Source organism: Cryobacterium sp. 10I5 (assembly GCF_035019865.1).
GTDB classification, from domain to species: domain Bacteria; phylum Actinomycetota; class Actinomycetes; order Actinomycetales; family Microbacteriaceae; genus Cryobacterium; species Cryobacterium breve_A.
Map to the genome: position 1 here is coordinate 1 of NZ_JASJVI010000025.1, position 22,241 is coordinate 22,241.

Consider the following 22,241-nt stretch of genomic DNA (forward strand, 5'->3'; position numbering starts at 1 on the left):
GCTTCGCGCCAGGCAGGCTTGGCGCGAAGCGGCGCTTCTGGCGCGTGGGCGGTTGAGGAAGCGCGGCTCGGCGGCGGATGCGGTGGCGCGGTTACACAGCCCGGGGCCCGGCGCCCCGCGGCGGCCAGCGGACGCGACGCCCAGGGCGCTGGGTCAGGAGGCGCGGTGGCAGCCGACGATATGGTCGTCGACGAGACCGGCGGACTGCATGAACGCGTACATCGTCGTCGGGCCGACGAAACGGTAGCCGCGGGTGCGGAGTTCTGTGCTGAGCGCCGTCGACTCCGGGGTGATCGCCGGCACGTCGCCGAGTTCCCGCGGCCGGGCAGCACGCGCGGGAGGTGCGAAGCTCCAGATCAGCTCGCTGAGGCTCTCGCCGAGGCCCTGGGTGACCCGGGCATTGCCAATCGCGGCCTCGATCTTGCCGCGGTGCCGGATGATGGCGGCGTCGGCGAGGAGCCGCTCGACGTCGGATTCGGTCATGGCCGCGACTCGGTCGACGTCGAAACCGTGGAACGCCTCCCGGAAGGCCGGCCGGCGACGGAGGATCGTGATCCAGGAGAGCCCGGCCTGGAATCCCTCGAGGCAGAGCTTCTCGAAGAGCCGTTCGTTGTCGCGGAGGGGGCGACCCCACTCCTCGTCGTGGTACCGGCGGTACTCCGGGTCGCCGTTGGCCCACGCGCAGCGAACGATGCCGTCCTCGCCCGTGCGAAGAGCGAGCGGTGCCGCCGCAGCGGCTACGACAGCACCGGTTGCGGGCACCGGGTCGATCACGAACGGTACTCGATGCCCTCGTGCGCGAGCAGCCACTCCTTGGTGGGGATACCACTGCCACCGCTGTAGCCGGTGATGCGGCCGTTGCTCGCAAGCACGCGGTGGCAGCCGATCAGGATCGGCAACGGGTTCGCGCCGACGGCCCCACCGATCGCGCGCCCGGAACCCGGCCGGTCGATGGAGAGGCCGAGTTCGCCGTAGCTCGTGACCGTGCCGTAGTCGAGCTCGTCGAGGCGGGCCCAGACCGCGCGCTGGAATGCGGTGCCGCCCGCGAGGTGCAGCGGAACGTCGAATCGGGAGCGGGTGCCGGCGAAGTACTCGGTGAGCTGTTTCGCTGCCTCCTCGAGAACGGGGGAGGGGTGCTCCGGCTGGTCTTCGAGCGGCAGGTGCCCCTCGCGCTCGATTGAGAGCGTGAGGACGCCGACGTCGTCGCCGGTGAGTTCCAGCCGGCCGATGGGGCTGGGGAGACGGATCAAGGCGGTCGGGATGCTGTCCATGGTTCGACTGTAGTCGGGGGCCGCGCGTGCCTCTGGCGGGTTTCGGACCTCGGGAAAACCCGGCGTGAGCCGCGCCTGGTGGGGAGGCGCCGCATCCGTGCCCGGTCCGTCAAGCCGTACGAAACGCAGGAGAATCGGGCCGCTGAGGCTGTGGTGGCCTCAACGGCCCGGATGTCCTGCGTTTCGAAGTGGGAACAGAGCGGGCGGGCGGATACCGCGCCTCAGGGGAGCAGGACCACCTTGCCGAGCACGGTGCGCGACTCGGCGAGGCGCATCGCCTCCGCGGCCTCCATGAGGGGGAACCGTGCGGCGATCTGCGGGGTCACGATCCCGCGTTCGACAAGGTCGAGGACCGCGGTGAGGTCCTCCCTGTGGTGCCTGCGGAAGGCGGCCGGCATGATCCGGCGCCCGGCCCAGAAATCGTAGAACAGGGCTCGCTGGCCGTTGGGCTGGGTGTTCCAGAGAGTGAGCCGGGCGAGCAGCCCGATGAAGAGCGGCAGGAGCGACCCGGTGTCCTTGAGGGCAGAGGCTATGCCGTACGACACCAGGGTGCCGCCGCGGGCGAGCAGGCTCTTCGAGAGTCGTGCGCTCGCGAGGCCGAGGTGGTCGAAGGCGGCGTCGACGCCGCCGGGGGCGAGTTCGCGGACGCGGGCAGCGAGGTTCGGGTCGGTGTAGTCGACCGGCTCGACCCCGAGGTCACGGAGGGCGTCGTGGTGCCGGGGAGCTGCCGTGCCGATCACCCGGATTCCCGAGTGGATGGCGAGCTGCACGAGGATCGTGCCGACCCCGCCACTCGCACCGTGCACGAGGATGGTCTGGCCGCCCCTCACGCGTGCTTTCCGGTGCAGCATCTGCCAGGCGGTGATCCCGTTGACGATGACGGACTCGACCAGTGCTGCATCGAGCAGGGCGGGCACGGGCACGAGGTCTGCGGCGGGCACGAGCGCGTCGCTCGCCCAACCACCGGTCTTGGTCGCGGCGGCGACACGACGCCCGACGAGACCGGGATCCGTTCCTGGGCTGACCGCCTCGACGACACCGACGAGGTCGTAGCCGGGAACGAAGGGGAACTTCGGCTGGCCGGGGTAGCGTCCGCGGCGCATCGACTGTTCCGCGAACGAGATGCCGCTCGCCTCGACACGCACCCGCGCCTGGCCGCGGGACGGAGCCGGCAGCATCCGTCGCCGGATCTGGAAGCCGTCCGGTTCGACGATGCCGGGCAGCACGATCTCGGTCGTGAGGGTGGGCGACGAGTTCGGTGAAGCGGGGGCCGTCGCGGGTGTCATTTCGGGCCGGATGTTGTTCGTCATGGTGTTCTCCTGGTGTCGGTGTCGGTTGGGATACGGAGGTGGGTGACTGATCACTCACTGATTGCGAGAGTAAGAATGCGAGACGAATTCCGGGTCGGGCTGCGGCACCCGGTGCAGGGTGGCCGGTCAGGGGTGGCGGATGCCGGCCGTGAGCAGGCGCGCCCACTCGGCCGGCACCTCGTCGAGTCCGGTAGTGACGATGAGGTGGCAGAGCTGGCCGTAGGCGACGAAGCGCTGCACGGCCTCGTCCGTGGCTCCGGAGCTCGAGCGGACCATGGTCGTGATCGCCTCGATACCGCGCCGGAGCGCCGCACCGATCTCGGGAACGGTGGCTGCGGACTGTGCGTGCACCTGGAGCATCAGTAGCGACCGGTCGGCGATCAGATCGGCATACGCCCCGCCCATCGCGGAGAGGATGCCGTCGGGGCTCCGGTCGACGCTGGTCTCCGCCCCGCGGGAAAGGGCTGCCCCGGCGCGGTCGAAGCACTCGTCGAGTGCGGCGACGAAGAGCGCCTCCTTGTTCGGGAACAGCTTGGAGACGTAGGCGGGGGAGATGCGGGCGTGTTCGGCGATCGCCGCGATCGGTGTGCCGAGGTAGCCGGTCAGCGAGAACACCTGGATGGCGCTGTCGATCACGATCGATCGGCGAGCTTCGGCGGTGGACAGGCGAACGGCGGGGGCTGGCATGTGAGTGACTGTACACTCACTCATTCTGCAAGCGCAAGCGAATCGTGAATGCCGACGGCCGTTCACGAGAAATTCGGCGGGCATCCGCTTGTGAGTGAGCGCTCACTCATCTATGCTGAGAGCATGTCAGCCAAGCCGCCCCGTGCCAAGCCGCTGCCGGTCGAGGACCGGAGGGCGATGCTCATCGACGCGACCCTGCCGCTGCTGCTGGAGCACGGGAACGCCGTCACGACCCGGCAGATCGCCGACCGGGCGGGCATCGCAGAGGGCACCATCTTTCGGGCCTTCGACAGCAAGGACGACCTGATCGATGCGGTCGTCGCCCGGCAGGTCGACCCCGAGCCGTTCCGGCGTCGGCTGCGCGGCATCGACACCACCCTGCCCCTCGAGGAACGCATTACCGCGATCGTCGCCCTGATGCGGGACCGGTTCACGACCGTGTTCAGCCTGATGTCTGTGATCGGGCACCGCGGCCCGCACCCCAGCGACGACTCCCGGCGGGAATTTGCCGAGATCATCGCGCGGATCCTCGCGCCGGACCTCGACCGGCTCACGGTGTCCGCCGAGCGGGCGGCCCAGGTGATCCGGATGCTGACCCTGGCCGCGTCGGTCCCTCACGTCCGCAACGGCCCCGATTTCGACGACGCCGAGATCGCCGCCCTGATCCTGCACGGGATCGACGGCATCCCGGCGCCCGGCTCGACCGCGACCGGCTCGTCACTCGTCGACACAACCTTCCCGGCGTCCGCGCCGGCCACAGCCTCCACCCTTATCCCCGCTTTGCCCTAGGAGACCCGATGCTCTGGAAATTACTCGTGAAGTACTTACGGCCATACTGGCGGCTCCTGACGGCGGTGGTGGTGTTCCAGCTCGCGCAGTCGATCGCCTCCCTGTACCTGCCGACGCTCAACGCCGACATCATCGACCAGGGCGTCGCCACCGGCGACACCGGCTACATCCTCCGCACCGGCGGCCTGATGCTGCTGATCACCCTGGCGCAGATCGTCTGTTCGATCATCGCCGTCTACTTCGGCGCGAAGTCGGCCATGGCCCTGGGCCGCGACCTGCGCGGCGCGGTCTTCACCCGGGTCGGTGAGTTCTCCGAGCAGGAGGTGACCCGGTTCGGCGCCGCGTCGCTGATCACCCGCTCCACGAACGACGTGCAGCAGGTGCAGATGCTCGTGCTGATGACCTCGACCCTGATGGTCTCCGCCCCGATCCTCTCGATCGGCGGCGTGATCATGGCCATCCGCCAGGACGTGCAGTTGTCCTGGCTGATCGCCGTGAGCGTTCCGGTTCTCCTCATCGCCGTCGGGCTCATCATCGTCCGGATGATTCCCCTGTTCCGCACCATGCAGGTCAAGATCGACACCGTCAACCGGGTCCTCCGGGAACAGCTCACCGGCATCCGGGTGATTCGCGCCTTCGTGCGCGAAGACCGTGAGACGGCCCGGTTCGCCGTCGCCAACGAGGACGTCACCGATGTGGCACTCCGCGCCGGTCGCCTGATGGCGCTGATGTTCCCGATCGTGATGCTCGTGCTGAACGTGTCGAGCGTCGCCGTGATCTGGTTCGGCGCCTTCCGGATCCAGGACGGCTCGATGCAGGTCGGCACGCTGATCGCGTTCCTCAGCTACCTGATGCAGATCCTGATGGCCGTCATGATGGCGACCTTCATGGCCGTGATGATCCCGCGCGCGACCGTCTCCGCCGACCGCATCGGCGAGGTGCTCGCCACCCCGTCGAGCGTCGTCCCGCCGCTCAACCCGGTCAACGCGACCATCGGCCACGGAGTGCTCGAACTGCTCGACGTGGGCTTCGCCTACCCCGGCGCCGCGCAGCCCGTGCTCAGCAACGTGAGCTTCCTCGCCCGTTCCGGCGAGACGACCGCCATCATCGGCAGCACCGGCTCAGGAAAGACCACCCTGATCAACCTGATCCCGCGGCTCTTCGACGCGACGAGCGGCACCGTGCTCGTCGACGGCGTCGGCGTGCGCGAGCTCAATCCGGACCTGCTGTGGGGCCACATCGGCCTCGTGCCGCAGAAGCCCTACCTGTTCTCCGGCACCGTGCGCAGCAACCTGCTCTATGGCAAGCCCGACGCGACCGAATCCGAACTCTGGCAGGCGCTCACGATCGCCCAGGCGAAGGACTTCGTCGAAGAAATGCCCGAGGGCCTCGACGCGCCCATCTCCCAGGGCGGCACCAACGTCTCCGGCGGGCAGCGGCAACGGCTCGCGATCGCGCGGGCCCTGGTCAAGAGGCCGGAGATCTACATCTTCGATGACTCGTTCTCGGCGCTCGACCTCGCGACGGATGCCCGGCTCCGGGCGGCCCTCAAGGTCGGCACCGACGGGGCCACGATGATCATCGTCGCCCAGCGAGTGTCGACGATCATCGACGCCGACCAGATCCTTGTTCTCGAGGACGGCCGGATCGTCGGACGGGGCACCCACGCGGAGCTCCTCGACACCAACACGACCTACCAGGAAATCGTGTCTTCACAGCTCACAGCGGAGGAAGCAGCATGAGCGAGTCAACCGAACGTCCCGCGGCGGCAGTGCCGGCCCGCGGGCCAGGCGGCGGGCGCGGCCCCGGCCACGGCCACGGCCCCATGGGCGGAATGAGCATGCCCGTTGAGAAGGCCATGAACTTCGGCCCCTCCGCGAAGCGCCTGATGGGCAAGCTCCGGCCGGAACGGCTCTGGCTCCTGGTCGTCGTCGTGCTCGCCGTCATCAGCGTGACCTTCTCCGTGATCGGCCCGCGCCTTCTCGGCCAGGGCACCAACCTGATCTTCGCCGGCATCGTCTCGAAGGCGCTGCCCGCCGGGGTCACCCAGGACCAGGTCATCGCCGGCCTCCGCGCCTCCGGCGACACCGGCAAGGCCGACCTGCTGAGCGGCATGACCCTGACCCCTGGTCTCGGTATCGACTTCGCCGCTCTCTCCACCGTGCTGCTCTGGGCGATGATCCTCTACGTGCTGTCCTCGGCGTTCAGCTGGATCCAGGCCTACGTGCTCAACGGCGTCGTGCAGCGCACGGTGTTCCGCCTCCGTGCCGAGATCGAAGCGAAGATCAACCGGCTCCCGCTCAAGTACTTCGACACCGTACAGCGCGGTGAACTGCTCAGCCGGGTGACCAACGACGTCGACAACGTCTCGCAGAGCCTGCAGCAGTCGATGAGCCAGATCGTCACGTCCCTGCTGACCGTGGTCGGCGTGATCGTGATGATGTTCCTGCTGTCACCGCTCCTGGCCCTGATCGCCCTCGTCACGATCCCGCTCACCCTCGTGACGACGATGCTGATCGCGAAGCGCTCCCAGAAGCTCTTCGTCGGCCAGTGGACCAACACCGGCGAGCTCAACGGCCAGATCGAGGAGACCTTCACCGGACACGCCCTCGTCAAGGTCTTCGGACGCCAGAAGGAGGTCGAGGAACGCTTCGCGGCCAAGAACGAGGAACTCTACGTCGCGAGCTTCGGCGCCCAGTTCATCAGCGGCCTGATCATGCCCTCGATGACGTTCATCGGCAACCTCGTCTACGTCGGCATCGCCGTCGTCGGTGGACTGCAGGTCGCCTCCGGCGCCATGCAGCTCGGTGACGTGCAGGCGTTCATCCAGTACTCCCGCCAGTTCACCCAGCCGCTCGCGCAACTCGGATCGATGGCCAACCTGCTGCAGTCCGGCGTCGCATCCGCTGAGCGCGTATTCAGCCTGCTCGACGCCGAAGAGCAGACCGCAGACCCCGAGCCCGCTGAGAGCCCGACGGACAACCACGGCCGGCTCACCTTCGAGGACGTCTCGTTCAGCTACTCGGCAGACCAGCCGCTCATCGAGCACATCAACCTCGTCGCGGAACCCGGCCAGACGGTCGCGATCGTCGGGCCGACCGGGGCGGGCAAGACGACCCTGGTCAACCTGATGATGCGCTTCTACGAGCTCGACTCCGGCCGGATCACCCTCGACGGAACCGACATCGCAAAGATGACCCGGGACGACCTGCGCGGCAGGATGGGCATGGTCCTGCAGGACACCTGGCTGTTCGGCGGCACGATCCGCGAGAACATCGCCTACGGCCGCCCCGAGGCGTCGGAGGAGGACATCCAGGCCGCCGCACGCGCCACCTACGTCGACCGGTTCGTGCACTCGCTGCCGGACGGCTATGACACGGTGCTCGACGACGAGGGCGGCAACGTCAGCGCCGGCGAGAAGCAGTTGCTGACGATCGCGCGGGCGTTCCTCGCGAAGCCGAGCGTGCTGATCCTCGACGAGGCGACGAGTTCCGTCGACACCCGCACCGAGGTGCTCGTGCAGAAGGCGATGAGCGCGCTCCGCGCCGATCGCACGAGCTTCGTCATCGCGCACCGGCTCTCCACGATCCGCGACGCCGACCTCATCCTCGTGATGGAGTCCGGCCGGATCGTCGAACTGGGCACGCACGAGGAACTGCTGCTCGCCGGGGGCGCGTACTTCGCCCTCTACAACTCGCAGTTCGCCGCTCCCGTCGCCGACGAGGTCTAGCAAGATACCCGAAGGACGGTTTCCCCGGTCGGTCTACGGACACGGCCGGGAACCGGACCCCCGGTTCAGCCTCGCCAACGAGCGCACCTTCCTCGCCTGGATCCGCACGGCGCTCGCCCTCCTCGCGGTCGGCGTCGGTCTCGGGGTGCTCGAACTGCCGCTCCGGGGTGACTTCCGGGTCGCGGCGGCCGTCCTCTTCCTCGCGCTCGGCCTGCTCGTGCCCGTGCACGCCTGGCTGAACTGGAGCCGGATCGAACGCGCCCTCCGCGAGGACCGCCCGTTGCCGGCCCCCGCGCTGTCCGGCGTGCTCGCCGTCGGCATCGTGGTCGGCGGGCTGCTCATCTTCGCGGGCTTGTTTCTGTGAAGCGGCGCAGTCTTGTGAAGCGGCGCAGTCCTGTGACGGGGTGCCGTCTCGTGAACGGCGGTCAGTTCCGGTGAGCGGATGCCGGCGGGCGGGGTCGTGACGGAGGCACCGGAGGACGCCGAGCATCCGTTCGACCCCGGACTGCAGCCCGAACGGACCCTGCTCGCGTGGCAGCGCACGGTGCTCGCGCTCGCCGTCGCCGTGGCGGCCGGAGTGCGGTTCGCGGCGCCGCTCGTGGGTGTCGTGGCCGTCGTCTACCGTCGGCATGCGCTGCTCCCGCGCTGCTAGCGCGCCCCGGCCTCGACCTCGCGGGCGCAGTCGATGCAGAGCTCCGCAGCCGGACGGGCCTCGAGCCGTTCGTGGCTGATCGGCTCGCCGCGGCGCACGCAGAGGCCGTACGCGCCCTCGCGGATCCGGGAGAGGGCGCGGTCGATCGCCGCGGACTTCGCAGCGAGCTCGCTGTGCACCCCCGACATCCGGGACCACTCCATCGTGAGCGTCGGGCCGTCGGGGTCGTGCTCGTCGTCGTCGGTGCCGCTGTTGCGGGCGTCGAGCACCCCGGAGAGGGTCTGGTCCATGCGGCCCATGGCCAGGAAGGCGTCGTGGCGTTCCTCGAGGAGAAGGCGCTCGAAGTGCCGGAGCTCTGCGGCGGTGAAGTTGGCTTGGGTGCGCATGATAGGTCCTTTCGCGCTGAGGCGGTCCCTGGAACGGGCAGCCAGAATGTTCTGACGAGAATACGCCCGGCATTCCGGGCTGTCTCGGGGCTTGCGCAGCGGTGCACAACGTGCACAGACCTGCCTCGGTGAAGGGAGGTCGCCTCGAGGGGCGGGTGGAGCCGCGGCCCCTACTTGATTGTGACGGTGACCTCGTCGAGACCCGTCGCACCGTCGGGAATGACGTCCTGGCGGACATCCGTCTGGACAAGGCCGGCGGCATCCGTCGCCCGGACCCGGAGGGTGTGCGAGCCGGCCGTCGCAGGCCACGACCACGTCCACTGGCGCCAGGTATCGGCCGAGATCGCCGCTGCGAGGGTCGCCTCTTCCCAGGCGCCGCCGTCGACCTGCACCTGCACCCCGCGGATGCCGGTGTGCTGGGCCCACGCGACACCCGCGACGGTCACTGTTCCGGCTCCGGCCCTGGCGCCCGAGCGCGGCACGTCGATCCGGGAGGACAGCTTGACCGGGCCCCGCTCGGACCAGCCGCGGTCGGTCCAGTACGCGGTGTGCTGGTCGAACCGGGTGACGTTGAGTTCGACGACCCACTTCGTGGCCGACACGTAGCCGTAGAGGCCGGGCACGACCAGCCGCACCGGGTAGCCGTGCTCGAGCGGGAGCGGGACACCGTTCATGCCCACGGCGAGAATCGCGTTGCGGTTCTCGTCGGTGAGGACCTCGAGAGGGGTGCTCGCGGTCCAGCCGTCCTGGCTGCGGGAGAGCACCATGTCGGCGCCCGCGGTCGGCACGGCCCGGGCGAGCAGGTTCCGGATCGGGTAGCCGAGCCAGGTCGCGTTGCCGATCAAGTCGCCGCCGACCGGGTTCGAGACGCACATCAGGGTGGTCGTGCTCTCCTCGAGGGGCAGGGCGAGCAGGTCGGCGAAGCTCATTTCGACCTCGTTCTCGACCATCCCGGTGACCTTGAGCGACCACGTGCTCGGGTCGATCCGGGGCACCTGGAGGGCGGTGTCGATCCGGTAGAAGTCCGCGTTGGCGGTGATGAGCGGCGAGATGCCGTCCACGGCGACGGATGCCGCAGGCGGGATCGCGGGCGCGGTGACGGAGGGCGCGGGCAGGGTGAAGAGCGCGCGGGCGGCATCCGCTGCCCGGGTGCCTGCGGACACGACCTGCCCGATCACCAGGGCTACCGCGCCGAGGGCCGCGCTCGTGCCCGTGTATGCGAGGAAACGCCGGCGGTCCACGGTGGCGCCGCCCGGCCCAGTGTGTGCCGGTGCGGGTGCCGTTTCGGCGCGGAGCCGGGTGATCAGCACGGTGAGAAGCACGGCCGCGACGACCATCGCGACGACACCGGGAAGCGCGTCGAGGGTCGAGGCGCTCGACCTGCTGAGCACGGCGAAGACGGCGAGGCCACCCGCCGCGACCGTGAGCACCCGCCCGAGCGGCGGGCGCACGAGTTCGAGCATCCCGGCCGCCGCGGCGAGCACGGCGGCGCCGAGGGCGAGGGTCACGATCAGCACGGTCTTGTCGTTCGTGCCGAACAGGGCGATGACGAGTTCCTTCACCCAGCCGGGCACAAGGTCGATCACGAGGGCGCCGACGGCGAGGACCGGGCTGCCGGCCGGCGCGAGCAGGGCGGCGGCCAGCTCGGCGGCGCCGAGCCCGGCGAGGGCGGCCGCGATCCCGGCGAGGGCGGCGAGTCCGGTGCGGCCGCGGTTCCCGGTCTTGCGCGCGCGGGAACCAGGGGAGGGCGTGCGCGTGTCGGGGCCGGTCATCCGTTCAGCCTAGGGCGGCCGCGCGGGGGCGCGCCCGCGCATTCCTTACGATTCGCTGGTGGTTTTGCCAGAGCTTCGCCAGCCCGTTCCCTCCTGCGCCCGGCCTTCCGGAGGCAACGACCAGCGCGATAGGGCAGGATCGAAGGATCATGGCAACTCTGAGCGCCCTCCCGTCCGTCACCGATCCCGATGCCCTCTTCGCGGCGTTCGAAGGGTGGGCGACCGACCAGGGCCTCTCGCTGTATCCCGCCCAGGAGGAAGCGCTGATCGAGATCGTCTCGGGGGCGAACCTGATCCTGAGCACCCCGACGGGCACCGGAAAATCGCTCGTCGCGGTGGGCGCGCACTTCGCCGCACTCTCCGCCGGCAAGCGCAGCTTCTACACCGCGCCGATCAAGGCGCTCGTGAGCGAGAAATTCTTCTCCCTCGTCGAGATCTTCGGTGCGGAGAACGTCGGGATGATGACCGGGGACTCCTCGGTCAACTCGGACGCCCCGATCATCTGCTGCACGGCCGAGATCCTCGCGAACCTCGCCCTCCGCAGCGGCGAGGACACCCAGGTCGACCAGGTCGTGATGGACGAGTTTCACTTCTACGGCGACCCGGACCGCGGCTGGGCGTGGCAGGTGCCGCTCCTGCTGCTGCCCCGGGTGCAGTTCATCCTGATGAGCGCGACCCTCGGCGACGTGACCGAGATCGCCGACGACCTCGCCCGCCGCACCGGCCGCACGGTCGCGGTCGTCACCGGAGTCGAACGCCCGGTCCCGCTCAACTACTACTACGAGACCACGCCCGTGCACGAGACCGTCGAGGACCTGCTCAAGACCGGCCAGGCGCCCGTCTACATCGTGCACTTCTCCCAGGCCGCCGCGCTCGAGCGCGCGCAGGCGCTCTCGAGCGTCAAGGTCGCGACCAAGGAGCAGAAGGAAGCGATCGCGGAGCTGATCGGCGAGTTCCGGTTCACGACGAGCTTCGGCAAGACCCTGTCCAGGCTGATTCGGATGGGCATCGGCGTGCACCACGCCGGCATGCTGCCGAAGTACCGGCGTCTCGTCGAACAGCTCGCCCAGCGCGGCCTGCTCCGGGTGATCTGCGGCACCGACACCCTCGGGGTCGGCATCAACGTGCCGATCCGAACGGTGCTCTTCACCGCGCTGACCAAATACGACGGCGTCAAGATGCGCCAGCTCAACGCCCGCGAGTTCCACCAGATCGCCGGGCGCGCCGGCCGGGCCGGCTACGACACCGCCGGGACGGTCGTGATCCAGGCGCCCGACCACGAGACCGAGAACCTCAAGGCGATCGAGAAGGCCGGGGACGACCCGAAGAAGAAGCGCAAGATCATCCGCAAGAAGGCGCCGGAGGGCTTCGTCTCCTGGGGCGAGCCCTCCTTCCAGCGCCTGGTCAACGCCGAGCCGGAGACACTGCACTCGAGCATGCAGATGACCGCCGCGATGCTGATCAACGTGATCGGCCGCGGCGGAGACGCCTTCTCGCACGTCTACGAGCTCGTCTTCGACAACCACGAACCGTGGAAGCGCCAGCTCGCGCACGCCCGTCGTGCCCTCGGCATCTACAAGACGCTGCGCGCGGCCGGGATCGTCGAGCAGAGCGCGAGCGGCGACATCCGCCTGACTGTCGACCTGCAGCCGAACTTCGCCCTCAACCAGCCGCTCTCCCCATTCGCGCTCGCCGCGTTCGACCTGCTCGACCCCGAGTCGCCGACCTACGCGCTCGACATGATGTCCATCGTCGAGGCGACCCTCGACGACCCGCGCCCGGTGCTGATGGGCCAGCAGTTCGCAGCCCGCGGCGAGGCCGTCAACGCGATGAAGCGCGAGGGCATCGAGTACGACGAGCGGATGGCCCTGCTCGAGGAGATCACCTGGCCGAAGCCCCTCGAGGAGCTGCTGACCTACACCTTCACGACCTACAAGGAATCGCAGCCGTGGATCGCGGACTTCGAGCTGAGCCCCAAGACCGTCGTGCGCGACATGTACGAACGGGCGATGTCGTTCGGCGAGTTCATCGCGTTCTACAAGCTCGCCCGTTCAGAGGGCGTCGTGCTGCGCTACCTGTCCGACGCCTACCGGGCCGCCCGGCAGACCATCCCGGACGAGGCCAAGACCGAGGACCTGCTCGACCTGATCGAGTGGCTCGGTGAACTCGTGCGCCAGGTCGACTCGAGCCTCCTCGACGAGTGGGAGGAGCTCATCCACCCCGACCTCGAGGCGCACGAAGCCGGCGCCGTCTCGGTGCTGCCGCCGCCCCCGCGCCGGCTCACCACGAACGTGCGCGCCTTCCGGATCCTCGTGCGCAACGAGTTGTTCCGGCGCGTTCAGCTCGCGGCGCTCGAGAACTACGACGCGCTCGGCGAGCTCGACCGCGAGCACGGCTTCACGGCGGATGCCTGGGGTGACGCCATGGACGGTTACTTCGCCGAACACGACGAGGTTCTGACCGGCGCGAACGCGCGCGGCTCCGGCATGCTGATCCTCGACGAGGGCGCAACGGAGTGGACCGTGCGGCAGATTCTCGACGACCCGGCGGGCGACCACGACTGGGGGATCAGCGCGACGATCGACCTCGCCGAATCGGACGAACTCGGCGCCGCGCACGTGCGGGTCACTGCGGTCAACCGGCTCTGAGGCAGGGCAGGGCAGGGCAGGGCTCGGCCGGGCCGGTGCCGGGTCGGGTCGGGCGCCGCTGCGGCGGACGGCCGGTGCCCCGCGGAGTAGCGTGGGAGGCATGAGTGCAGCAGAGATCATCGCCCGCCCGATCCGATCCGCCGTGATCGGCTTCGGTCTCTCCGGGAGGGTGTTCCACAGCCCGTTCCTCGCCGCGAACCCCGAATTCTCCCTCGACGCGATCGTCACGAGCGATCCCGTGCGGCGCCAGCAGGCGGCAGAGACCTATCCGGGCGTGCGCCTGATGCACACCGTCGACGAGCTCATCGCCGCCGCGGACGACCTCGACCTCGTCGTGATCGGCTCCCCGCCGGGCACCCACGTGGAACTCGCCCATGCCGCGCTCGACGCGGGCCTCGCCGTCGTCATCGACAAGCCGTTCGCCCCGACGAGCATCGTCGGTCAGGGCCTCATCGAGAAGGCCAAACGGCTCGGCCTGCTGCTCACCGTTTTCCAGAACCGGCGTTGGGACGGCGACTTCCTGACCCTGAAGGCACTTATCGATGAGGGCGCCCTCGGCGAGGTGCGGCACTTCGAGTCGCGGTTCGAGTTCTGGCGCCCGACACCCTCGGCCAAGGCGTGGAAGGCGAGTGCAGGCGTCCGTGAGGGCGGCGGGATCCTCTTCGACCTCGGCGCGCACCTGATCGACCAGGCCCTGCAGCTCTTCGGGCCGATCGACAACGTCTACGCCGAGATCGCGACCCGCGTTCCCGGCGGGAACGCCGACGACGACACCTTCGTGTCACTGCACCACGGTTCGGGGGTGCGGTCGCACCTGTGGATGAACGGGACCGCCGCCCAGGTCGGGCCGCGCTTCCACGTGCTGGGCTCTGAGTCCGGGTACACGAAGTGGGGCCTCGACGGCCAGGAGGCCACGCTGGCCGCCGGCGCGCTTCCGACGGATGCCGGCTTCGGCATCGAACACGAGTCGGCCTGGGGCATGCTCGGGCTCGACGGCGCCCAGCACGCGGTGCCCACGGAACCCGGCGACTACGCGGCCTTCTACCGGGGAGTCGCCGACTCACTGCTACGCGGCGCGCCCGCTCCCGTCGACCCGGAGGACTCGCTCCGCGTGGTCGGGATCATCGAACGGATCTTCCGTCAGACCCGGTAGGCGGCATCCGCTCACCTGCAGCCCCGCGAGATGTGCCGTTCGCGCCGAGGATCGCCGTTGCACCGACGATTCTCGGCGGAAAAGGTACAGGTGGGCGGCGGCGGGCGTTAAAGCAAGCGACCGGCCCCGGCCGGACCGGTCGAACGTGTGCTCGCCCGCGCATCACGTTCTTCTGGTCCGACCGATGCCGGTCAGCTTCAGTGCCCCAACACGTTGGGACTGGTTGTACTCTCGTTCACCGAGATGAACGAGCGGTGTGGATTGCCTGAACGAGGGGTGCGGATTTCCGAGCGTCTCATCCGGCGGCAAGACCACCCTCACGTGCGAAGCTTCCGGTCCGGTGCGTGCGGCCTGTGGGTGCCGTGTCCAGGTGCGGGGAATCCCGTGCGAAATCGCCCGGAATCCGCCGGATCAGCATTCGATCACGTTGACGGCGAGACCACCTTCGCTCGTCTCCTTGTACTTGGTCATCATGTCGAGTCCGGTCTGGCGCATCGTCTCGATGACGGTGTCGAGGGAGACGAGGTGAGTGCCGTCGCCGTGCAGGGCGAGACGGGCGGCGGAGACCGCCGTCGACGACGCGATCGCGTTGCGCTCGATGCACGGCACCTGCACGAGGCCGCCGACCGGGTCGCAGGTGAGCCCGAGGTGGTGCTCCATCGCGATCTCGGCGGCGTTCTCGACCTGGCGCGGGGTGCCGCCGAGCACAGCGCAGAGCGCGCCGGAGGCCATGGCGCACGCGGATCCAACCTCGGCCTGGCAGCCGCCCTCCGCACCGGAGATGGAGGCGTTGGCCTTCACCAGTGAACCGATCGCGGCCGCCGTGAGCAGGTAACGGCGGATGCCCGCGGCATTCGCCCCGGGGACGAAACGCAGGTAGTAGTGCCCGACGGCGGGGATGATGCCCGCCGCCCCGTTGGTCGGGGCCGTGACGACGCGGCCGCCTGAGGCGTTCTCCTCGTTGACGGCGAGTGCGAAGGCGTGCAGCCACTCGGTCGAGGTGTCCCGTTCGCGCAGGGGGAGCAGTTCATATTCCTCGAGCTGCATGCGAATGGCCGCGGCCCGGCGCTTGACCTTCAGGCCACCGGGAAGGGTGCCGGCCGTGGCCAGTCCGGCCTCGACGCAGACGTGCATGGCGTCCCAGATCGCGTCGAGCCCGGCGTCGAGCGCTTCGGCCCCGTGGATGGACTCCTCGTTCTCGCGGGCGATCGCGGCGATGTCGACCCCGAGGGCGTCGCACAGTGCGAGCAGCTCTGCGCTCGAGTCGTAGTCCATCGGCCGGGGAGACGTCGCCGGCGGGATCATCGGGTCGCCTTCGCGGCGGATGAAGCCGCCCCCGATCGAGTACCAGGTCTCCTCGAGCAGGGGGAGGGCATCCGTCGCCGACCACGCCTGCAGGGTGAGCGCGTTGGGGTGGCCGGGCAGCCGGGTGCGCGGTTCGAAGCGGATGTCGCCGTGTTCCACGGAGATCTCATGCCGGCCATCGAGGAGCAGCGTTGCACCCTCGCCCAGGCCCGCCCAGGTGCCGTGCACGGCGGCCGGGTCGCACGACTCGGCGTGCAGGCCGGTGAGGCCGGCGAGGACGGCGTCGGGGGTGCCATGGCCGAGCCCGGTCGAGCCGAGCGACCCGTAGAGGGAGCAGTTCACCCGGGTGACCTCGCCGAGGCGGCCGCCTTCGGTGAGGTGCGCGGCGAAGGCGCGGGCGGCCCGCATCGGGCCGACGGTGTGGGAGCTGGAGGGGCCGATCCCGATGGAGAACAGGTCGAGGGCCGAGACATACGCGGACATCAGTCCATCGTAGGCGCGTCGGCCGCCCTCGTCCGGGGGCGCGCGGCCGCCGCTCCCGTGTACCCACGCGCCTGTTGGGTGCTGAGGTGTCGCAGATCGACGTTCAGGGGCGCCGCGAAGGTCGATCTGCGACACCTCACCCGTGTCTGTGACGCTGGACGACATGTCGAGGCGGGCAGGCGCACCGGTGCTGGCAGGATGGGCGCATGAGCCTCGGATCAGTTGGACACACCGCGCCCATCGAGCACGTCGACACCGTCGTGATCGGCGGTGGCGCGATGGGATCGGCGACAGCCTGGCAGCTCGCCCGGCGCGGGTTCCCCGTACTCCTGCTCGAGCGTTTCGAACCGGGACACAAGAACGGCGCCTCCCACGGCGCATCGCGCAACTTCAACACGGCGTACTCCGACCCGACCTACGTCGGCATGCTCGCCGAGGCCGTACCGCTCTGGCGCGAGCTCGAGGCCGAGTCCGAGACCGCGGTCTTCGACCAGGTCGGCGTGGTCAACCACGGGCCGAACCCGGCGTTCGACGACGTCGCCGACGCACTGCGTTCGGCGGGGCTCGGGGCCGAGTTCCTCTCTCCGGAGGCGGCGGGGGAGCGCTGGCCGGGCATCCGCTTCGACGGCCGGGTGCTGCACAACCCCGACGCCGGGCGGATCAACGCGGATGCGGCGGTGTCGGCGCTGCAGGGGGCCGCGGCAGCCGCAGGGGCGGAGATCCGCCACGGTGTGCGGGTACTGCGGGTCGAGGTACTCGGGGACGACCGGGTGCGCGTGATGACGGAAAGTAGTGTCATCGAAGCGCGACACGTCGTCGTCACCGTCGGAGCGTGGACGTCCGCGCTGCTGAATGGCGTGGTCTCAGTGCCGAGGCTGCGGGTGACGCAGGAACAGCCGGCGCACTTCGCGCTGCGCGGCACTGCGACGCAGGACTGGCCCGGCTTCAACCACGCCCGCGACACCGCCAACCCGGACTACGGGTACTGGTACTCCCCGGTCTACGGCATGCACACCCCGGGAGAGGGGATCAAGGCCGGCTGGCACGGCGTCGGTCCGGTCACCGACCCCGACCGGCGCAGCTTCCTGCCCGAGCCCGTGCAGCTTGCGTCCTTGCAGCGCTATGTTCGCGAATGGCTGCCCGGTGCCGACGCGGATGTGCTCGTGCCGGTCAGCTGCACGTACACGACGACGCCCGACGAGGACTTCGTGCTCGACCGGGTCGGGCCCGTCACCGTCGGTGCCGGCTTCAGCGGGCACGGGTTCAAGTTCACGCCCACGGTCGGGAGGATCCTCGCGGACCTGGCCACGGATGCCGCGGCCGCGCCGCCCCGTTTCGCCCTGTCCCGCACGCCCAACGCCGGCCCGGGCGGCTGGCTCGCCCGCGGCTGATGCGCCGCGCGGCACCCGCCCGCGCGGCACCCGCGCTCGCGGCACCCGCCCGCGCGGCACCCGCGCTCGCGGCACCCGCGCTCGCGGCACCCGCGCTCGCGGCACCCGCGCTCGCGGCACCCGCGCTCGCGGCACCCGCGCGCGCGGCACCCGCGAGAGTACACTTTTGGCCCTTAAACTCGCGGTTTAAGGGCCGAAAGTGTACTCTCGCGGGACCCGAAGCGTGCGACACGTGGTATCTCTGCGGCGCGACCCGACCTGCGCGAACCGAGGCGGTCGACCCGCAGCCCGCGACCGGTCAGGCGAGGAGGACGGCGCCGTAGGCGAGGGCGGCGATGAGCGCCCAGGAACCGAGGCCGACCGTCAGTGCACGTCCGCCGGTGCGCACGAGCACCCTGAGCTGCACGGCAGCGCCGAGGCCGAAGAGCGCTGTCGCGAGGAAATACGTCTGCAGGGTGTCCGCGACGAGGAGCACCCCGTCGGGCACCGGCACGAGGGTGCGGAGCATCACGGCAGCCACAAAGCCAACGACGAAAAGCGGAACGATCGGGGGATGCCGCGTCGTGGCATCCGTGCCGCTGCGGAGAGGCATCGCATTCGAGGTCGAGGCTGCCTCAAGGCCGTCTCTGCGGCGCTCCTGCAGGGACACGCCGGCGACGATCGGCGCGAGCATGAGCACCCGGGTCAGCTTGACGACGATCGCCACGGCGAGGGCGGCCGGCCCGGCGACCTGCGCCGTGGCGACGACCTGGCCGACATCGTGCACGCTCGCGCCGACCCACTGACCGTACTGAAGGGCGTCGAGGCCGAGCGGATGCCACAGGGCGGGCAGGACCGCGATCGCGAGGGTACCGCAGAGGGTGACGAGGGCGATCGGTGTGGCGGTGTCGTCATCGTCCGCGTGCACGACGGCACTCATGGCGCCGATCGCGGACGCGCCGCAGACCGAGAATCCAGTAGCGATCAAGAGGGGCTGCTGCCCGGGCAAGCCGATCCTGCGACCGAACCACAGCGTGCCGAAGAAGGTGAGAACGACGATCGCGACGGTCGTCGCGATGGTCACCCAGCCGAGGCCGAGGATGTCGACGAGGCTGAGCTTGAGGCCGAGCAGCACGACTCCGAGGCGCATGATGCGCTTGGAGGCGACCGAGAGGCCCGGTGCGAGCACTCCGGTGAGCTGCCGGCGCGCGACCGGCAGCTGGCCGGCGACGATTCCGAACACCACGGCGGCCGTGAGCAGCGGGACTCCGGGCACGAGGGCGTGCACGAGCCCGGCAAGGAGTGCGGCGGCGACCGCGACGAGCACGCCTGGCAGCCACATGGATCCGAGCCTACTCCGACGTCGTCCGCGCCCCGAGTCGTTCGCGCGCCAACTGCGCCGGTGCGCTCCACGCACGCCTGGCGCGCAGCGGCGCAGGTAGCGCGCGAAGCAGCGCACCTGGCGCGAAGCTGCGCACCTGGCGCGAAGCTGCGCACCTGGCGCGAAGCTGCGCACCTGGCGCGCGAGGCGGCGGCGGTTAACGACGGAACCGCCACGTTCCGGGCGGGCACGGGGCCCGGCGGAGCGTGACGGTTCGGCGGCAGGTGACGGCGTGGGCCGCAGCTGCTGAGGTTTAGCGGTGGTGGAACCGCGCGACCATGGGGCAGTCGAACGGATCGCGGGCGGCGAGGCCGACCGTGTTGAGGTACTCGATGACGATCCCGTACGACTGGAACAGACCCGTCTCCGTGTAGAGGATGTTGTGCGACTGGCAGTATTCCTTGGTGATCTCCTGCGCCTTGCGCAGGTGCGGGCGGGCCATGTTCGGGAACAGGTGGTGCTCGACCTGGTAGTTCAGGCCGCCCATGAAGGTGTCCATGAAGGTGCCGCCGCGGATGTTGCGCGAGGTCAGGACCTGGCGGCGCAGGAAGTCGACCTTGCTGTCGTGGGGGAGCTGCGGCATCCCTTTGTGGTTCGGGGCGAAGGATGCGCCCATGTAGACGCCGAAGACGGCGAGCTGCACGCCGATGAAGGCGAAGGCCATGCCGAGCGGCAGGAAGTAGAAGATCACGGCGACGTAGAGCACAATGCGGGTCGTCAGCATGCTGATCTCGAGCCAGCGCTTGTCGACCTTGCCCCGGCCGAAGACGGTGCGGAAGCCCTGGACGTGCAGGTTGAAGCCCTCGGCCATCAGGAGCGGGAAGAACAAGTAGCCCTGCTTGCGCGTGACGAACGAGCCGAGCCAGGACACCTTCGCGGCGTCCTCCTCGCGGAAGACGATGAAGTCGGGGTCGATGTCGGGGTCTTTGCCGATCACGTTCGGGTTGGCGTGGTGACGGCTGTGCTTGTTCATCCACCAGGCGTAGCTGATGCCGACGAACAGGTTCGCGAGGATGCGGCCGGCCTTGTCGTTGGCGGGGCCGGACTCGAACACCTGGCGGTGCGAGGCCTCGTGGGCGAGGAACGCGAACTGGGTGAGGATGATGCCGAGCACGCCGGCGATGATCAGCTGGTACCAGCTGTCGCCGAGAAGCACGAAACCGGTGCCGAGGCCCGCGGTTGCGAGGATGAGCATGCCGAAGACGAACCAGTAGAACCCGGTCGCGCGCTTCAGGAGGCCCAGGTTGCGCACGGTGTGCAGCAGCGAGGAGTACTCGGTGGTGGGATTCTTCGAGTCGCCACCCCGACGGGTCTTGACGATGCGCACCGTGGGTGCGACGGATGCTTCCGACATGAGGCCTTTGGTTTGGATCTGGACTTCTCAGTCGGTTCTGGAGCAATCACTCGTGGTGCAGATAGAAGTATCCTACGGGCGCACCCCCGGTCCGTGGGTCGGATTCACAACCGTTTCCCAGTCGCTATATGGCCCAAACGGCATATGAAGAGTCCTCAAATCGCCGAAACGGCACGAAACCGCGGGTTCTCCTTCGCCCGGAATTCCGGGGAACCGGACGCGGCTAGCGCCAGCTCGGCAGCCAAATATGCATCTGCCAGAACGAGAACGAGATTTGCATTCCCGTCCAGAGTGGATAGAAGAAGGCGCTGACCAGCACCGCAGCCACGAGGTAGCCGATCAGCACGCGGATGCCGACGGTCCGGTCGCTTTCCCGCGCCGCGACATCCGTTCGTAGTTCGGTGCTCGTCAGTTGGGTCGCCCGCTCCGAATGCTGAGGTTCGCTGGCCGCGAGTCCGGGCGCGAGTCCGGTCGCAAGTCCGGGCGCGAGTCCGGGCGTGCGACCCTGAGCGAGCGCAGAGGCGGCCACGACCCCTCCGGTGCCGGGGGCGAGCCCGAGCAGGAGGCCGATCACGAAGGTGAGCGCGAGGATCAGGTACGGCTCGAAGGCGATGGAGTAGAACTGGAAGACCGTGCGGCCCGTGTACATCAGCCAGGGCAGGTACCCGGCGACCATGCCCATCAGGATGAGGCCCACCCGCCATTCCCGGTACCGGGCGAGACGATAGACGAGGTAGAGCACCGCGGCGGCCCCGGCCCACCAGATCAGCGGGTTGGCGATCTCGGTGATTGCCTCTGAGCACGTCGAGAAACTGCAGGTGCCCTCTCCGGCGGCCGACGACTGGTAGTACATGCTCGTCGGGCGCACCATGAACAGCCAGGTCAGTGGGTTCGACTGGTACGGGTGCGGGGTGACGAGGCCGACGTGATAGGTGTACGCGGCGACCTGGTAGTGCCAGAAACTCTGGACGGCATGCGGCACCCAGGCGAATGCCCCGGTCCAGGCCGTCTCGGGGGAGTCGGCCCAGGTGCGGTAGAAGCCGCCCTTGGTGACGAACCAGCCCGTCCACGAGCTGAGGAAGGTCGCGATCGCGATCGGCACCATCAGCAGGAAGTTGATCGGACCCTGCTTGAGGATGGCGGCGCTCGCCCAGAACGGAACGCCGGCCCGGCGACGGGCGAGGGCGTCCACGACCACGACGTACACGCCGAACGCGGCGAGGAAATACAGGCCCGACCACTTGACGCTCATGGTCAGCCCGAAGGCGAGGCCCGCGGCGAGCAGCCACGGCCGCCACCAGAGCGCAGGGCCCCAGCCGGGCCACTCGCCGGACTCCGCCCGCTTCGCCATCCAGGCGGCGAGGCGGGTCGCGTGCCAGTCCCGGTCGAGCAGGATCGCCCCGAAGCCGAGCAGCGCGAAGAACATCACATAGTTGTCGAGCAGCGCCACCCGGCTCATCACGATCGCGTTGCCGTCGATCGCGAACAGGAACCCGCCGATGACCGCGAGGAGGGTCGAGCCGAACAGCTTCTTGATGATGAGCATGAGCAGCACCACCGCGAGGATGCCGATCAGGGCGGTCACGATGCGCCAGCCCCAGCTGTTCTCCGGACCGAACGCGGCCATCCCGAGCGAGATCAGCCACTTTCCGAGCGGCGGATGCACGACGAACGAGCCGATGTCCGTGAAGATGTTCGCGTTGCCGTTGGCGAAGATCTCGTCGGCCTTGTCCGGCCAGGTGGACTCGTAGCCGTTGTTGAAGAGGCTCCAGGCGTCCTTGACGTAGAAGGTCTCGTCGAAGACGAGAGCGTGCGGGGAGCCGAGGTTCCAGAGGCGGAGGACTGCGGCCAGCACGACCACGAACAGGGGGCCGGCCCACGGGAACCAGCGGCGTATGAGGAGCACGCTGACCATCGTAGTGAGCGGTGGTTATGCGCGGACTGCGAGAC

At 69.3% G+C, this 22,241-nt stretch carries 18 protein-coding genes; 8 read left to right on the top strand and 10 right to left on the bottom strand.

Going from position 1 to position 22,241, the window contains the following annotated elements; genetic code table 11:
- Positions 1–153: 153 nt before the first annotated feature.
- The 4 genes from QN350_RS08710 to QN350_RS08725 form a co-directional block, all read right to left on the bottom strand.
- Positions 154–774 (bottom strand): DNA-3-methyladenine glycosylase I, encoded by a 621-nt coding sequence (locus tag QN350_RS08710; protein ID WP_322139165.1) that lies wholly within the window; start codon positions 772–774, stop codon positions 154–156.
- Entirely contained in the window at positions 771–1,271 is a 501-nt protein-coding gene (locus tag QN350_RS08715) for a methylated-DNA--[protein]-cysteine S-methyltransferase (RefSeq protein WP_281534210.1), read from the bottom strand. Before QN350_RS08715 ends, QN350_RS08710 begins: the two co-directional genes overlap by 4 nt.
- Positions 1,272–1,492: 221 nt before the next feature.
- Positions 1,493–2,581 carry a medium chain dehydrogenase/reductase family protein gene (locus tag QN350_RS08720; protein WP_323516133.1) on the bottom strand — a complete coding sequence of 363 codons (1,089 nt, stop codon included), beginning with the start codon at positions 2,579–2,581 and terminating at the stop codon, positions 1,493–1,495.
- 126 nt (positions 2,582–2,707) lie between these two features.
- Positions 2,708–3,268, bottom strand: coding sequence for a TetR/AcrR family transcriptional regulator (locus QN350_RS08725; RefSeq protein WP_322139167.1), 561 nt, complete (start codon positions 3,266–3,268; stop codon positions 2,708–2,710).
- Positions 3,269–3,391: 123 nt separating this feature from the next.
- Between QN350_RS08725 and QN350_RS08730 the strand changes: the two genes are divergently transcribed.
- From QN350_RS08730 to QN350_RS08750, 5 genes are all read left to right on the top strand, one after another.
- Entirely contained in the window at positions 3,392–4,057 is a 666-nt protein-coding gene (locus QN350_RS08730; protein ID WP_322139168.1) for a TetR/AcrR family transcriptional regulator, read from the top strand.
- An 8-nt stretch (positions 4,058–4,065) separates the two neighbouring features.
- Positions 4,066–5,799, top strand: a complete 1,734-nt coding sequence (locus QN350_RS08735) for an ABC transporter ATP-binding protein (RefSeq protein ID WP_322139169.1) — start codon at positions 4,066–4,068, stop codon at positions 5,797–5,799.
- Positions 5,796–7,787 (top strand): ABC transporter ATP-binding protein, encoded by a 1,992-nt coding sequence (locus QN350_RS08740; protein ID WP_416173022.1) that lies wholly within the window; start codon positions 5,796–5,798, stop codon positions 7,785–7,787. Before QN350_RS08735 ends, QN350_RS08740 begins: the two co-directional genes overlap by 4 nt.
- Positions 7,788–7,791: 4 nt before the next feature.
- Entirely contained in the window at positions 7,792–8,151 is a 360-nt protein-coding gene (locus tag QN350_RS08745; protein WP_322140393.1) for a YidH family protein, read from the top strand.
- A gap of 96 nt (positions 8,152–8,247) precedes the next feature.
- Positions 8,248–8,439, top strand: coding sequence for a DUF202 domain-containing protein (locus tag QN350_RS08750; RefSeq protein ID WP_322139170.1), 192 nt, complete (start codon positions 8,248–8,250; stop codon positions 8,437–8,439).
- Here the strand turns inward: QN350_RS08750 and QN350_RS08755 are convergent.
- Together QN350_RS08755 and QN350_RS08760 are read right to left on the bottom strand one after the other, a co-directional pair.
- Positions 8,436–8,825: a TraR/DksA family transcriptional regulator gene (locus QN350_RS08755; protein WP_281534215.1), complete on the bottom strand. Its 390-nt coding sequence runs from the start codon at positions 8,823–8,825 to the stop codon at positions 8,436–8,438. The two genes, QN350_RS08750 and QN350_RS08755, sit on opposite strands and share 4 nt — an antisense overlap.
- A gap of 170 nt (positions 8,826–8,995) precedes the next feature.
- Positions 8,996–10,597 (bottom strand): molybdopterin-dependent oxidoreductase, encoded by a 1,602-nt coding sequence (locus QN350_RS08760; RefSeq protein WP_322139171.1) that lies wholly within the window; start codon positions 10,595–10,597, stop codon positions 8,996–8,998.
- Between the two features lie 149 nt (positions 10,598–10,746).
- Here QN350_RS08760 and QN350_RS08765 point away from each other — a divergent pair, with 149 nt between their 5' ends.
- Both QN350_RS08765 and QN350_RS08770 read left to right on the top strand, forming a co-directional pair.
- On the top strand, positions 10,747–13,245 hold the full coding sequence (locus tag QN350_RS08765; RefSeq protein ID WP_322139172.1) for a DEAD/DEAH box helicase: 2,499 nt from the start codon (positions 10,747–10,749) through the stop codon (positions 13,243–13,245).
- 100 nt (positions 13,246–13,345) lie between these two features.
- Positions 13,346–14,398 carry a Gfo/Idh/MocA family oxidoreductase gene (locus QN350_RS08770; RefSeq protein ID WP_322139173.1) on the top strand — a complete coding sequence of 351 codons (1,053 nt, stop codon included), beginning with the start codon at positions 13,346–13,348 and terminating at the stop codon, positions 14,396–14,398.
- A 411-nt stretch (positions 14,399–14,809) separates the two neighbouring features.
- On the opposite strand, the gene QN350_RS08775 is transcribed toward QN350_RS08770, so the two are convergent.
- On the bottom strand, positions 14,810–16,186 hold the full coding sequence (locus tag QN350_RS08775; RefSeq protein WP_322139174.1) for an L-serine ammonia-lyase: 1,377 nt from the start codon (positions 16,184–16,186) through the stop codon (positions 14,810–14,812).
- A 206-nt stretch (positions 16,187–16,392) separates the two neighbouring features.
- Here QN350_RS08775 and QN350_RS08780 point away from each other — a divergent pair, with 206 nt between their 5' ends.
- A complete protein-coding gene (locus tag QN350_RS08780; RefSeq protein ID WP_322139175.1) occupies positions 16,393–17,577 on the top strand; it encodes an FAD-dependent oxidoreductase in 1,185 nt (394 codons plus the stop codon).
- Between the two features lie 298 nt (positions 17,578–17,875).
- Here QN350_RS08780 and QN350_RS08785 read toward each other — a convergent pair whose 3' ends face one another.
- The 3 genes from QN350_RS08785 to QN350_RS08795 form a co-directional block, all read right to left on the bottom strand.
- Positions 17,876–18,898, bottom strand: a complete 1,023-nt coding sequence (locus tag QN350_RS08785; protein WP_322139176.1) for a YeiH family protein — start codon at positions 18,896–18,898, stop codon at positions 17,876–17,878.
- A 292-nt stretch (positions 18,899–19,190) separates the two neighbouring features.
- Positions 19,191–20,291 (bottom strand): fatty acid desaturase family protein, encoded by a 1,101-nt coding sequence (locus tag QN350_RS08790; RefSeq protein ID WP_134448201.1) that lies wholly within the window; start codon positions 20,289–20,291, stop codon positions 19,191–19,193.
- A gap of 223 nt (positions 20,292–20,514) precedes the next feature.
- Positions 20,515–22,197 (bottom strand): dolichyl-phosphate-mannose--protein mannosyltransferase, encoded by a 1,683-nt coding sequence (locus tag QN350_RS08795; protein WP_323516140.1) that lies wholly within the window; start codon positions 22,195–22,197, stop codon positions 20,515–20,517.
- Between the last annotated feature and the right edge of the window lie 44 nt (positions 22,198–22,241).